General features: G+C 39.0%; 14 protein-coding genes and 4 tRNA genes. 9 read left to right on the top strand and 9 right to left on the bottom strand.

The genetic code is table 11. From position 1 onward, the window contains the following. Positions 1 to 5 precede the first annotated feature (5 nt). The 5 genes from CO050_04120 (at position 6) to CO050_04100 (ending at position 5,017) form a co-directional block, all read left to right on the top strand. Complete coding sequence (locus CO050_04120) at positions 6 to 1,427, top strand: hypothetical protein (protein ID PJC31196.1); 1,422 nt, start codon at positions 6 to 8, stop codon at positions 1,425 to 1,427. 102 nt (positions 1,428 to 1,529) lie between these two features. Next, positions 1,530 to 1,805, top strand: coding sequence for a hypothetical protein (locus tag CO050_04115; GenBank protein PJC31195.1), 276 nt, complete (start codon positions 1,530 to 1,532; stop codon positions 1,803 to 1,805). After that, positions 1,802 to 2,206: a hypothetical protein gene (locus tag CO050_04110; protein ID PJC31194.1), complete on the top strand. Its 405-nt coding sequence runs from the start codon at positions 1,802 to 1,804 to the stop codon at positions 2,204 to 2,206. Before CO050_04115 ends, CO050_04110 begins: the two co-directional genes overlap by 4 nt. 25 nt (positions 2,207 to 2,231) lie before the next feature. After that, the gene (locus CO050_04105) at positions 2,232 to 2,654 is read left to right on the top strand and encodes a hypothetical protein (GenBank protein PJC31193.1); all 423 of its coding nucleotides are present in this window, start codon (positions 2,232 to 2,234) and stop codon (positions 2,652 to 2,654) included. Further along, positions 2,654 to 5,017 (top strand): hypothetical protein, encoded by a 2,364-nt coding sequence (locus CO050_04100; protein PJC31192.1) that lies wholly within the window; start codon positions 2,654 to 2,656, stop codon positions 5,015 to 5,017. The genes CO050_04105 and CO050_04100 overlap by 1 nt, the downstream gene beginning before the upstream one ends. Positions 5,018 to 5,019: 2 nt before the next feature. Here the strand turns inward: CO050_04100 and CO050_04095 are convergent. From CO050_04095 to CO050_04085, 3 genes are all read right to left on the bottom strand, one after another. Then, positions 5,020 to 5,095 (bottom strand) — tRNA-Ala (locus CO050_04095). Then, positions 5,096 to 5,170 (bottom strand) — tRNA-Ile (locus tag CO050_04090). Positions 5,171 to 5,223: 53 nt separating this feature from the next. Continuing rightward, positions 5,224 to 6,087 carry a hypothetical protein gene (locus tag CO050_04085; protein ID PJC31191.1) on the bottom strand — a complete coding sequence of 288 codons (864 nt, stop codon included), beginning with the start codon at positions 6,085 to 6,087 and terminating at the stop codon, positions 5,224 to 5,226. A 109-nt stretch (positions 6,088 to 6,196) separates the two neighbouring features. On the opposite strand from CO050_04085, the gene CO050_04080 reads away from it, so the two are divergent. Together CO050_04080 and uppS are read left to right on the top strand one after the other, a co-directional pair. Further along, positions 6,197 to 6,541: a hypothetical protein gene (locus tag CO050_04080; GenBank protein ID PJC31190.1), complete on the top strand. Its 345-nt coding sequence runs from the start codon at positions 6,197 to 6,199 to the stop codon at positions 6,539 to 6,541. A 69-nt stretch (positions 6,542 to 6,610) separates the two neighbouring features. Then, complete coding sequence (gene uppS / locus CO050_04075) at positions 6,611 to 7,288, top strand: di-trans,poly-cis-decaprenylcistransferase (protein ID PJC31189.1); 678 nt, start codon at positions 6,611 to 6,613, stop codon at positions 7,286 to 7,288. Here uppS and CO050_04070 read toward each other — a convergent pair. The 6 genes from CO050_04070 to CO050_04045 all read right to left on the bottom strand — a co-directional run bounded on the left by CO050_04070 (position 7,286) and on the right by CO050_04045 (position 9,641). After that, positions 7,286 to 7,361 (bottom strand) — tRNA-Met (locus tag CO050_04070). The genes uppS and CO050_04070 overlap by 3 nt on opposite strands. An 84-nt stretch (positions 7,362 to 7,445) precedes the next feature. Further along, a tRNA-Met gene (locus CO050_04065) sits at positions 7,446 to 7,518 on the bottom strand. A gap of 122 nt (positions 7,519 to 7,640) precedes the next feature. Further along, positions 7,641 to 8,663 (bottom strand): tryptophan--tRNA ligase, encoded by a 1,023-nt coding sequence (trpS, locus tag CO050_04060; protein PJC31188.1) that lies wholly within the window; start codon positions 8,661 to 8,663, stop codon positions 7,641 to 7,643. A gap of 170 nt (positions 8,664 to 8,833) precedes the next feature. After that, positions 8,834 to 9,085, bottom strand: a complete 252-nt coding sequence (locus CO050_04055) for a transcriptional regulator (GenBank protein ID PJC31187.1) — start codon at positions 9,083 to 9,085, stop codon at positions 8,834 to 8,836. A gap of 62 nt (positions 9,086 to 9,147) precedes the next feature. After that, complete coding sequence (locus tag CO050_04050) at positions 9,148 to 9,372, bottom strand: hypothetical protein (protein PJC31186.1); 225 nt, start codon at positions 9,370 to 9,372, stop codon at positions 9,148 to 9,150. Then, on the bottom strand, positions 9,372 to 9,641 hold the full coding sequence (locus CO050_04045; GenBank protein PJC31185.1) for a HicB family protein: 270 nt from the start codon (positions 9,639 to 9,641) through the stop codon (positions 9,372 to 9,374). Before CO050_04045 ends, CO050_04050 begins: the two co-directional genes overlap by 1 nt. A gap of 105 nt (positions 9,642 to 9,746) precedes the next feature. Between CO050_04045 and CO050_04040 the strand changes: the two genes are divergently transcribed. Continuing rightward, a complete protein-coding gene (locus CO050_04040; GenBank protein PJC31241.1) occupies positions 9,747 to 11,579 on the top strand; it encodes a cell division protein FtsH in 1,833 nt (610 codons plus the stop codon). 3 nt (positions 11,580 to 11,582) lie between these two features. Continuing rightward, positions 11,583 to 12,512: a hypothetical protein gene (locus CO050_04035; protein ID PJC31184.1), complete on the top strand. Its 930-nt coding sequence runs from the start codon at positions 11,583 to 11,585 to the stop codon at positions 12,510 to 12,512. Positions 12,513 to 12,518: the final 6 nt, after the last annotated feature.

Raw genomic sequence — 12,518 nt, 5'->3', positions numbered from 1 at the left:
AAAATATGTTAAAAGAATTACAAGTACAATCTGGAATAATACCTAACTATCCACACGAGGTAATAATACCATTTCAACTTAATCAAGAACCACAAACTCATAACGACCTAGATTACCGAGTCATTGGACCTGTAATTGATAAATCAAAACAAGAATTAGAATTAGCAATTGAGCGTGGGGATTGGTGGTTACTGCCGGGAACGGGATTTAACGTTGCAGGGCAAACCGAGCAATTACTAAGCATGCTGGAAAAGGGTGCGCTTATGGGGAATTCCAGAGAAGAAGTAGTTAACCTATGGTTAGCTGTAACTAAAGAAGATATTGCTGCATTCAGATTGGAGTACTTATCCGAGAGACTGGTATATCCAATCAAAATCCAAGCAAAACATGAGAATGGTAAAGTTGGGTTAATTTGTCCAGACTATGGTGACGCTCACTACGAAGATATCACTGATCAGAAAGAGAGAGGGGGAGCTGCTCACGCCTCCGTAAAAGAACTTTCAGAGCGATTAATAAAAGCTCAACCAAGAACAGTTTTTTTTATTTCCAGTCCACCGGGTTGGTCTGATCTTAAGGAACAAGCATCAGGAAAAAATATTACATATCTTGACACTCAAACATACGTATATCAAGTTGGTGACAATGGTGAAATAAAAGCTGCAACAGTACAAACAGATATGACGTTAGACCAAAATAGGCAGCTATTAGAGCAATTTGAATGCGATCTGCCAGGGTTCAATGGGTTAGATCAGCGCGATCAAATAAAACTGATAGTAGGTTCTGTAATCGAGATTCCACCAAAAGAGGGAGTTAATGGAATGCATCAGGTGGTTGATAGAATTCAAAGCTTAATGGGTGGTACTCTTGCTGGAAAGAAAGCTAGTTTTGCTTCAATTCACCATGATTTGGACCGACTGGCTCAATTATTAGATCTTGAGATAATTGAGCGTGCAACCGTGGATAATTTCATCGCGGAAGCAAGGACCCGACTCATAAATGGATTATCAATTATGGATGTTGCACGTAAACTAGGTCACACTGTATTAAGTCTTTCAGAGTTCAACTTAAACAGCGTATACAGAAGTAGTGTTGAGTCTCAAGTACATACAGCAGTCCCAATGCTTGACCCAAGACTCGACTATTTACCATTATTACTGTTGCCTGATCCAGGCTATGGCGCATTAGAAAGACTACAGCAAATGCCAGGATGCAATGGAGGCGGAAGTACATTAGTTAAATCTATAGGAGGGAACAGACTTGGTTTAACTGGAGAAAATGAAGATAGCTCAACTTGTCACTGCGGAAGAAGCAAGGAAGACGATCATTACCATTGTCCTAAACCTGATTGTGACAAATACTATCCTAGTGAAAAAGGTAACAGTAATTTTACCAAAGAATGCACATGCGGATTTAAGTTTGGTTGTTAAAGTCAATCTTAAGTAAGGCTCAATTTAGACCTTGTTTGCCCGCCTTGAAAGGCTTCGCCTTTGTAACTTGACAATATGTACATATTGTAATATAAGTAAGGTATGAAAAGAAGCGTATCAATATCTGAATTTAGAGAAAATCTATCTATGTATCTACGACTGGCAAGGTACGGTGGTGAATCAGTAACAATTGTAGATGAAAAAATCGATGAAACTGTCGGTGTGTTAGTTCCACCAAAAAAGGAGACAGACTGGGATGAATACATGAAATTTGTTGAAAGCATGCATGGAGCTTGGAAGGATTTACCCGCAGACAAAAATAGGGAAGCTCTAAGAAAAACAGACATTAAAACAATCAATAGCAGGCTAAAAAAATGAAATCTATAGTATTAGACACTGATATATTTATAGACCATCTTAAAAAGAGCAATAGTAATTTTAAACTTCTACTAAGAGCAAGTACAGAAAAAAACTATAAATTATATATTCCAACTGTAGTTTTAGTTGAGTTATTTGTAGGTTATGAGTTCTTAGAAAGCTTTGTGCTAAAAAAAGCCGAGGATTTACTTAAACCGTTTGAGAGAATCGTTCTAACAGAAGATATTGCAAAACTTGCTGGGGAGATAGGTAGAAATAATAGAATTGGATTTCTAGGAACAGTCGATCTTGTAATAGGCGCAACAGCTCTATCTCTTAACGCAGAAGTTGCAACCAGAAATGTTAAACATTTCAAACAAATTCCAGGTTTAAAACTATTCAACTTCAAACAGATCTCGTAAGCGCTGTCTCTGCTATAATAATTTCATGGATGACTCCAACAAAAAACCACAGGATGATCAAGACGTAACAAGCGCATCTACTCACACTAGTATTGAGCACGAACCAATGGCCGTAAGTTCAGACACTGGATTACAAGAAGCTGTACATGAATACAGTGAAGTTAAAAAATCCAAAGAAGTTGCTGAGCACGTCAAAGAGATTTCTCAACGTCCAGAAATACCCAAAGACGTAGAAAAAGCAGGCTTACAACACACCGGGCCCACCACCCCAGTCAACCAAACAACCGGAACGACAGTTAAATTACCATTAACTGATGATGAAATTGTAAAAGGATTACATGCACATGTCTGGGAATCAGTTCGCTGGATGTCTATTTGGTGTGTACGCCAGCTTAAAAAAGCTCATATAGCAATTAAAGAAGTACATGGAAGATTAATAAAAAGTTAATGCTAAACAATACAATCCAACCAGCAGACATAATATCTTCACTCGAGCTCTATATAATCATTGCCGCTATCTTTATATTTCTAGTTGCAGCAGCTGGTTTAGTAACATATGCATTAATTCTTTACCTGCGCTGGAGGAACCGCGAGGATCGCTCATTGGACATGGCTCTACTACACGTTGCGCTTCCTCGCGATAATGAAGTAAAGATCGATGCAGCCGAGCAATTCTTTGCATCATTGTCTACTATTAGTAGTGGAGGAGAAGGAATCTTTAAAATGCTGGAGATTCCAGACCACCTAACATTTGAAATCGTAGCAACTGCTGGTGATATACGATTTTATGTATCTACGCCTCGGGAGCTTAAAGACTTAGTCGAAAAACATATTCATGGAGCCTATCCTGGAGCAGAAGTTAAAGAAGTTAGCGAGTTTAATATTTTCTCTAAACAAGGCCACGTTGAATTTACCTCATTAAAACTAGCAAAGGAAGATCATAAGCCAATTAAAATATATAAAGATTTACCGACCGACCCGCTTTCTTCTTTAACGGCAGGTCTTGCCAAGATGGGAACCGGAGAAGGCGCAATGATCCAGTACATGATCTATCCAGCCAAGGACGACTGGGCTAAAACTGGCAGAGAGTACATCTCTAGTACAAAGAAAAAAGAATCTAATCCAGAAGAGGCCAAGTATAACGTGGAGGCTAAAACACTTGAAGCAATAGAAAATAAAGTGTCAAAATCTGGATTTGAGACAGAAATCCGTATTATTGTTTCATCTTCCAATAAATCACTGGCAAAGATGCACCTGGACAATATTAAGTCATCTTTTTCCCAATTTAACTCAACACACAATAAATTCACTACTAACAAAATCCGGTTTAAGGGAATGTTTATGTTGGATGTGATTTATCGTTATTTACCTATGTTGAGTATTAAGCGCTTTAAACGTAGCGGCGTCTTATCCACAGAAGAGCTGGCAACTATTATTCATTTTCCAAACAAAACGATTGAAACTCCAGGCATTTATTGGTTAAACGCCAAGCGTGCACCAGCACCAGCTAATATGGCCAAAACTGGAATGTATATTGGTAAGAGTGTCTATCGTGGCATGACCCGCCCTGTTTATCTTAATGATGAAGATCGTGCACGTCACATGTATATCATCGGAAAAACCGGCGTAGGCAAGTCTGAGCAACTAAAAAGCATGGCAATTCAAGACATTCGCGCTGGCAAGGGGATCTGCGTAATGGATCCACATGGAGATCTTATTGAGGATTTGCTGCCGATGATACCACCTGAGCGAGCTGAAGACGTTATTCATTTTGACCCATCAGATACAGACCGTCCCATGGGTATGAATCTCTTGGAAGCTAAAACCGAAGAGCAAAAGCATTTTATTGCTAACTCAATCATTGGGTTGATGTATAAACTTTATGATCCCATGAAGACGGGTATTATTGGACCACGCTTTGAACATGCAGTCAGGAATGCAATGTTGACAGTTATGAGTGATGAAGGGGCGACATTTGTGGAAATAGTTCGCGTCCTAACTGATGCTAAATATGTTCAACAATTGCTTCCAAAAGTTCAAGACCCAGTTGTTAGGCGCTACTGGACTGATCAAATTGCCCAGACTAGTGATTTTCATAAATCTGAAGTACTAGACTACATCGTATCTAAGTTTGGTCGTTTCGTCACTAATAAAACCATGCGTAATATTATTGGTCAATCTAAGTCAGCATTTGATTTTCGCAAAGTAATGGATGAAGGTAAAATTCTTCTTATCAACCTATCCAAAGGAGCATTGGGAGAGGAAAATTCTCAGTTTTTGGGTTTGGTGATTGTGCCAAAAATCCTAGTTGCGGCTATGAGTAGGGTAGATACGCCTCGTGAATTGCGAAAAGATTTTTATCTTTATGTTGATGAGTTCCAAAATTTTGCCACACCAGATTTCTCACAAATCTTATCAGAGGCTCGTAAATTTAAGTTAAATTTGTGTGTGGCTAATCAATTTATTGGTCAAATGGAAGAGGAAGTTAAAAATGCTGTCTTTGGTAACGTAGGAACACTTGTGGCTTTTCGTGTGGGAGTTACGGATGCTAATTACCTTCAACACGAATTCCAGCCAACTTTTAATGAATCAGACCTGATCAATATTGAGAGATTTCATGCATACATGAGAACTCAAGTTAACAACGAACCAGTCCCACCATTCTCTGTTGATTTAACTCGCGATCTGGAAGCAGAGAAAAGAATGTCTAATCTTAAAATTGCCGAAGCTATCAAGAAGCTCTCTCGCCTAAAATATGGGCGAGCCCATGAAGTTGTGGAAGCGGAAATAAACCAGCGTGCCCAGCTGTAACGTGGTGGACCTGATGAGGGTCGAACTCACAACCTCTTCAATGCCATTGAAGCGCTCTGCCAGTTGAGCTACAGGCCCGGGTGCGCCTGCTTGGATTCGAACCAAGAACCCCTGACTTATAAGATCAGTGCTCTGCCATTGAGCTACAGGCGCCCGAAAGCTAATTTTATCACGCCAAGCAGGAAAGATAATCAAAGAGACGAAGGTTAAAGTTCTTGAAGCTTCGGATCTTTAGATTTAGCATCCCCAAGATCAACCAGATCTAAATATTTTTCAGTCGTAGATACTCTTTTATGCCCAACGATCGCAGATACATACTCCAAAGGTGCATTATTTGCCAACTGATGAGCAATAAAAGTATTACGCAGGTCATTTACGGTGCATTCTTTAATCCCAGCCTCTTTGAAGTAGCGATCAATTGCTGTACGAATATTGCGAACGAGCAAGGGTCTGCCTGTTTTAGTAATAAATAAGCGCTCACTTTCAGACTGAGGACGCACACCCATGTATCTTTTAAGAGAGTCACTTGAAGACAAATTAACTGGAACCTTGCGATCTATTTTATCTCTAGCATTACGCACAACTAATTCATTACTGGTAACGTCTTCCAATCTAATCTGGGCAAGCTCACCAATTCTTACTCCAGTTTGTAAAAATAGCTCAATAATTGCTGAAATACGCTCATCTTCACGAGAAGCATCACGAAGAGCGCGGTATTCCATCTTAGATAATACACGAGGCTCTTTGTGCTCGATGTGTGGGTGCTTAATATTCGCTGCGACATTTTGCTGCAAAATACCCTCACCAACTAAAAACCTATAGAGCGTCTTGATCGAGTTAATTTTTCTGGATACGGATTTCTGAGTATAGCTATTATCCTGAAGCGTTTTTAAAAAAGCTTGCAGATCAGCTTCTGTCACCTCATTAATGTTCTTGCGCCCGCTTTTGATTAAATATTGGGTTAATTGATCAACATCCTTACCATATGCAAGGACAGTTGCCACAGCGCGACCCTTATCATCTAAGAACTGTATAAACTGATCTTTAATTGATGCTAAACTAGTATCCATAATAGTCAAACGTATTGGGGGCAAGACTAGCCTATAATAGCATGCTATTAAATGAACGTCAATGCTTTTTATGCTTGATTTTAGATAAATATAATAAACTAATCACCTAATGAATGCAAAAACAATAAGCTGGATAATTATTATTATCGGGATCGTTCTAATTGTTAACCTTTCCCGCTCAATCATAGATTTGTCTACGCGTAGTCAGTTGGTAAATAAGGCACAAGAAAGACTTCATGAGGTTCAAGAGGAAAATGCACTACTTCGTGAAGAATACCAGCACATTCAAAGTAGAGAATATATTGAAGAAATAGCTCGTGAAAAACTAGGACTAGGAAAAGCAGGGGAGACTGCTTATGTCATACCTCAGTCGAAGTCTGATCGTTCTCTGAATGAAAAAAACATGAAAGCTGAAATTCCTATCTGGAGAGAATGGCTCAATCTATTTTTGTAAGAGCAGATATCAGCCGAGCTTTACACTTTAGTGGATAGCTTGGCTTTTAATATCTGCTATACTAAACTTATGGAACACTTACCTAGTCACGTAGCTTTAATCATGGACGGTAATCGTCGCTGGGCAAAAGAAAAAAGGCTACCAAAATTTAAAGGACATTTAACTGGCGAGAGCAAAATTGAATCAATAATCGATCGTTCTATAGAGCTAGGAATCCAGAATTTGACCTTTTGGGCACTTGCAATAAAAAACTGGAACAGAAAACCAGAAGAAATTAAATTTTTATTAAACTTGTTTCGCACAAGTTTAAATAGGAAAGTAAATAAGTACTACCGCAAGAATATACGTATTAAAGTACTGGGAAATCTCTCTTTATTTCCCAAAGATATCCAAGATATGACCAATAGTTGGGTTGAACAAAGCAAAAACAACACTAAAATAACTGTCAACTTTGCAATGTCTTATGGCGGTAGAGATGAAATACTTAGAGCCATTAATAAATTACCCAAAGATCACAAAGAGATTACAGAGGAGGAGTTTGGGCAGTATTTAGATACAGCCGGACAACCCGATCCAGACTTATTAATTAGAACTGGTGGGCAGCAAAGATTATCGGACTTTTTACCCTGGCAGATTGCAGATACTGAACTCTACTTTACTCCAACTTTCTGGCCGGATTTTACTGTAGAAGAATTTAACAAATCCCTAGATTGGTACTCCCAGCAAAAGAGAAACTTTGGAAAATAGTGCCAGTGGCAGGACTCGAACCTGCGACCGAAGGTTTATGATTCCTTTGCTCTACCAACTGAGCTACACTGGCCTATGCTTCATTTTACAGTGAACTAACTCCCGGGGCAATTATTACCACAAAAAAACCATCTTGAAGGATGGCTTTAAATAAATCTGGTTGCGGGGCTAGGGGTCGAACCTAGTCTAGGAGATTATGAGCCTCCTGTGCAACCGTACACTACCCCGCATTATCAATGAACCCATTTATTATACAACGAGGACAACATAGATCATGCTTAAATCCCACAAGGTTTTAAATCCCACAAGGTTTGCTCTTGTAGAAAGAATTTAAGGACTAAATCCTTAGGTGTCAACCTAACCCACTCCAGGAGTGGGTTTCTAGCTGCTTAAGGCCCATTGCGGATTTAACTTCCTTGATGGTTGCGGATGCGATTATACGGGCTTTCTGAGCACCTTCATCCAAGATTTGCCTAACTCTCTTTGGATCACTCTCAAATTCTTTGCGTTTGGCTTGAATAGGTTTTAATTCCTCAAAAATAGCTTCTGCCAGTTCAGCTTTTAAATCTCCATAGCGAATTCCTGTCCCTGTATATTGTTTTTCATACTCTTTTTTTTTGTCTGTTCCTTGAAACAACTCAACAAAAGTTAACAAATTAGCTACCCCACCAACAGAAGGAACTTTATCTTCTTGACCCGAATCAGTTGGAGCTGAGGCTAGATGTTTTTTTATCGTATCTAAGTCATCTGTAAGATTAATAAAGCTACCCTCCACGCTTTTACTCATCTTTCCTTCTCCAGTTAAACTAGGAATATATTCACCCTTGGTAGCAAAACGAGTTGGTTCTGGAAAATCTAATCCATAAAGAGAATTCATTTTGCGTGCAATCTCACGTGCAATTTCTAGGTGAGGTTCTTGGTCAATCCCCACTGGAACTTTGGATGCTTTGTAAATCAAAATATCTGCCGCCATTAAAATAGGGTAGTTTAGTAAAGCCATGGTGACACCCTTAGGGTGTTGTTTAACTTTGTCTTTAAATGTTGGTAAATGCTGCATTCTGGCAATACTCACCGAGGTGGAGACATAAAACATTAGTTGCGTATGTAAATCAGCCAGATCTGACTGAACAAAGATTGCACTTATCTTTGGATCAAGTCCACTCGCTAAATAATCAAGTATAATTTCATTCGTGGCAGTTGAAAGAGTAGCTGGGTCATACGGCGTAGTCATGGTATGCAGGTCAACTACAAAGAACAAAGTCTCATATTCCTTATTATCTTGCAAAGCAAGCATTCCCTTTACTGCTCCTAGATAATTTCCCAAGTGGAGTCTGCCTGTGGCACGAATTCCAGATAACACTCTTTTTTTATTCATGTTATTTAATTAATTTTGCTCGTAATAACTCTTTACAATTTCTTTTGCCAATACTTCCATAGAGTTTATCATACGTGGTGCCACTGCTTCATAGTTAATTGCCAGCTCAAGCGTTGCTTGAGGACCAACGCCTCCTATAATTCCAATATGTTTACGTTTAGTTTGTTTCATTAGGTAATATTCTTAAATCTTCCTTTTTGAATCTCTTTTGAGCCTCTAGTTACTGTTGCCACCCCAGTTCCCAAGGTTTCTGCAATCCGATGCTGTGGAACTCCCTGTTTAAGCAGCTTAACTATCTCCAATCTCGATGGTAACTCCTGTAACTCTCGTGGAGTCAATATCCCTAGCAAAAAATCATACATCGCTTTGTCTGTTTTTATTGCTAAGAGAGAATTGATTAGGTATTTCAGTCTTTTATCCATAATGCGTACTATTGTACTAGTATACTGATATATTGTCAAGAGGTAAATTGAATTAAGATGGTTTATTTTGTTCGTAGATATGTTTTGGGAGAGACCAACCTGTCTTGAAGAATTTTTCGTAACAAACCTGGTCTAATATCTGCTACTGGATGAAATGGAACAACTGTAGTTCTTCCATCTGTATGAGAAAAAAACTTATGACTACCCTTTTGTCTTATTTCTTCAAAACCTAGTTTTTGCAAATATTTAATTAGTTTTCTGGATTTAACTGGGGAAAGCTTTGGCATTATTTAGAAAACTGGAATCTAACTGGAACATGGGCTATTCCTAGAAAGCGGCTTGGTGTAGTATCTTCTTCAAACTCAATTTTTGACTTATAGTCCGTATTTTCCTCAGCAACTTCGAGACATAGTTCAATAGCTTCTCTAACGTTGTCAATAGCTTCCTTATAAGATTCACCTTGACTATGGCAACCAGGAATAGAGGGCACATCAGCTACAAAATAGCCATTCTCGTCTTGCTCAATAACGACTTTAAAATTCTGTACTTTAACCATATAAACTTTATTATACAGTAAAGTGTGCCTAAGCTCTAGAACATGTGTTCATAGTATAATTGCTGCGTGAAACAGGCGCCTACCAATGTTAAGAAACAACCATCTTTGGGAATTAAAAAGATTCGTAAGGAGTTTAAATTAAATCTTAATATCAAAAATCTTTTTTTGTGGGGATTAATCTTATTCTTTGCGCTATCTTTTTTAGCCAGCTTAAATCAAGCATCTCAAGAATTAGAAAAAAAGCCTCTCTCCAGCGTGTTGACAGATATCAAGGCTGGCAAAATCAAAAAAGTAATGGTTGAGGAACGTAAAGTTACTGCTGAATATAATGGTGGAGACAAGTTTGAATCCTTTAAAGAACCCCAGGCTTCTTTTGTAGAGATCCTGCAAAATGCCCAGATAGATCCAAAAAGGCTTGAGATTGAAATCGAGGGAGATAGTTTTTTTAATGTACCTTTTATTGACCTGGTTATAAATATATTACCAATCTTGCTTATGGTTGGCTTCTTCTTTTTTATCTTCCGCCAGGCTAAAGGGGCACAAAGCTCAATTTTTTCTTTTGGTCAATCTACTGCCAAACTATTTGATCAGGAAAAACCCAAAATCACCTTTAAAGACATTGCGGGTATCCAAGAAGCCAAAAAAGAAATGGAAGAAATTGTAGACTTTCTAAAGCACCCGAAGAAATACGCAAGTGTTGGAGCACGTACTCCCAAAGGAGTATTGCTTGTTGGCCCATCGGGGACTGGTAAAACTCTACTTGCTAAAGCTGTAGCTGGAGAAGCCAAGGTGCCTTTTTTCTCCATGGCTGGCTCAGAATTTATGGAAATGTTAGTTGGAGTAGGGAGTGCCCGAATGCGGGACCTGTTTAAGACCGCTAAAAAACAGGCTCCTTCGATTATTTTTATTGATGAAGTTGATGCAATTGGCCGTACGCGCTCCGTCGGAGCGATGGGAGGTCATGATGAAAGGGAGCAGACACTCAACCAGATGTTGGTAGAAATGGACGGTTTTGAGCCCAATGAAAGCGTTATTGTAATTGCTGCAACCAACCGTGGAGACATGCTGGACTCAGCATTACTTCGACCTGGTCGTTTTGACCGACGCATCCAGCTGGATTTACCAGACATTGAAGGTAGACAAGAAATTGCCATGATACATGCAAAAGGCAAACCATTTGTAAAAAGTATTAACTGGAAAAAAGTGGCGCGCCGCACAGTAGGTTTTTCCGGAGCAGATATTGAAAACATGATGAATGAGGCAGCTATTCTTACGGCTCGCGAGAATAAGCTAAAGATAAACATGGAACACATTGAAGAAGCGGCTACTAAAGTTAAGTTGGGACCAGAAAAAAAGCGGTTACAATCGGATGAAGACCGCAAAATGACGGCTTACCATGAAGCTGGTCACGCAGTTATGTCATACGTACAGGAAGACACGGATCCAGTGCACCGAATTTCCATTGTGTCTCGTGGTCGCGCATTAGGTTTTAATTTAATTGTTCCCGAAACCGATAGAACCCACGAAACAAAAACCCGATTACTTGCTCAGATTAGAACATTGCTAGGCGGGCGTGCTGCAGAGGAGCTCATATTTTCAGAGATGACATCTGGCGCCTCTAGTGACATCGATGTATCCACCAGAATAGCCCGCGCAATGGTTCTGGATTTTGGTATGAGCAAGCTTGGTCCAATAGACTTTGGATCCCAGATGCAGGAAGTTGAGATAGGAAAAGGATATTTTGAGCAACCGCAGATAAGTCCGCAAATGCAGTCTTTAATTGACCAAGAGGTAAAGTTAATTATAGATAATGCATACACAGATGCAAAGCAATTATTAAAAAAGCATAAGCTTAAGCTTGACCGCTTGGCCAAAGAGTTGCTTATAAAAGAGACTTTGGACGGTGAAGAGTTAGATAGTCTAATGAAAAAAGACTAATATATGGAAAAACTGCTGCTAATCGACTCCAACGCGATACTATACCGTGCTTTTTATGCACTCCCCGAAACATTAACTCTAAAAGATAAGACATCCATAAATGCTATTTACGGATTTACCCAAATGTTACTCAGCTTTATAGAATTATTTAATCCCGCATATATAATCTGTGCCTTTGATTTGCCCTTGCCGACTTTTAGAGATAAGTTATATGAAAACTACCGAGTCCAGCGCAAACTCACACCAGACAATTTAATTTCCCAGATCAAGCCTACTAAAGAACTTCTACATACTCTTAGAATTCCTATTTATGAGCAAGCAGGTTATGAGGCAGATGACATTATTGGAACTTTGGCCAACCTCGCCCAGAGCAGAAATCTAGAAACAGTTATTATTACCGGAGATCGAGATTTATTACAGTTGGTCAGTCAAAAAACAAAAGTGTATATGCCCGTAAAAGGTATAGCTCAAGGAAAATTATTTGGTGAAACAGAGGTGGAGGAAAAATATAAAATTCACCCTCAACAAATGGTTGACTATAAAGCGCTTATGGGTGATCCTTCAGATAATTACCCAGGTGTTAAAGGGATCGGTCCAAAATCTGCAAGCGAGTTAATAACTAAATACAGTTCTTTAGAGGAAGTATATAATCATCTACAAGAGCTAAGCGGTAGACAGCAAAAATTATTATCCGATTCTAAAAAAGACGTCCTCATGGCTAAAAAATTAGCTCAAATTGTTATAGATATTGACATAGATCTTGATCTAAATACTGCTAAATTAAGCCGCCTTGACACAGTTGAAACCAAAGAACATTTTGACAAACTTGCCTTCCGCTCTCATTGGGCGCGCGTTAAAAAGTTATATCAACCAACAAAACCAGAACCAGAAATTGTTGAGAAAGAGGATAACCAGCAACTAGAAATGCTGTAAAATAAA

The organism is Candidatus Roizmanbacteria bacterium CG_4_9_14_0_2_um_filter_38_17, assembly GCA_002788855.1.
GTDB lineage: Bacteria > Patescibacteriota > Microgenomatia.
The sequence above is the reverse complement of the archived record's forward strand: the minus strand, read 5'-3'. Positions and strand labels throughout refer to the sequence as shown.

Excerpts from the sequence above, each read along its gene's own strand:
- CO050_04120 (PJC31196.1), top strand. The coding sequence starts at position 6 with ATGTTAAAAGAATTACAAGTACAATCTGGAATAATACCTAACTATCCA.
- CO050_04115 (PJC31195.1), top strand. The coding sequence starts at position 1,530 with ATGAAAAGAAGCGTATCAATATCTGAATTTAGAGAAAATCTATCTATG.
- CO050_04110 (PJC31194.1), top strand. The coding sequence starts at position 1,802 with ATGAAATCTATAGTATTAGACACTGATATATTTATAGACCATCTTAAA.
- CO050_04105 (PJC31193.1), top strand. The coding sequence starts at position 2,232 with ATGGATGACTCCAACAAAAAACCACAGGATGATCAAGACGTAACAAGC.
- CO050_04100 (PJC31192.1), top strand. The coding sequence starts at position 2,654 with ATGCTAAACAATACAATCCAACCAGCAGACATAATATCTTCACTCGAG.
- CO050_04085 (PJC31191.1), bottom strand. The coding sequence starts at position 6,087 with ATGGATACTAGTTTAGCATCAATTAAAGATCAGTTTATACAGTTCTTA.
- CO050_04080 (PJC31190.1), top strand. The coding sequence starts at position 6,197 with ATGAATGCAAAAACAATAAGCTGGATAATTATTATTATCGGGATCGTT.
- uppS (PJC31189.1), top strand. The coding sequence starts at position 6,611 with ATGGAACACTTACCTAGTCACGTAGCTTTAATCATGGACGGTAATCGT.
- trpS (PJC31188.1), bottom strand. The coding sequence starts at position 8,663 with ATGAATAAAAAAAGAGTGTTATCTGGAATTCGTGCCACAGGCAGACTC.
- CO050_04055 (PJC31187.1), bottom strand. The coding sequence starts at position 9,085 with ATGGATAAAAGACTGAAATACCTAATCAATTCTCTCTTAGCAATAAAA.
- CO050_04050 (PJC31186.1), bottom strand. The coding sequence starts at position 9,372 with ATGCCAAAGCTTTCCCCAGTTAAATCCAGAAAACTAATTAAATATTTG.
- CO050_04045 (PJC31185.1), bottom strand. The coding sequence starts at position 9,641 with ATGGTTAAAGTACAGAATTTTAAAGTCGTTATTGAGCAAGACGAGAAT.
- CO050_04035 (PJC31184.1), top strand. The coding sequence starts at position 11,583 with ATGGAAAAACTGCTGCTAATCGACTCCAACGCGATACTATACCGTGCT.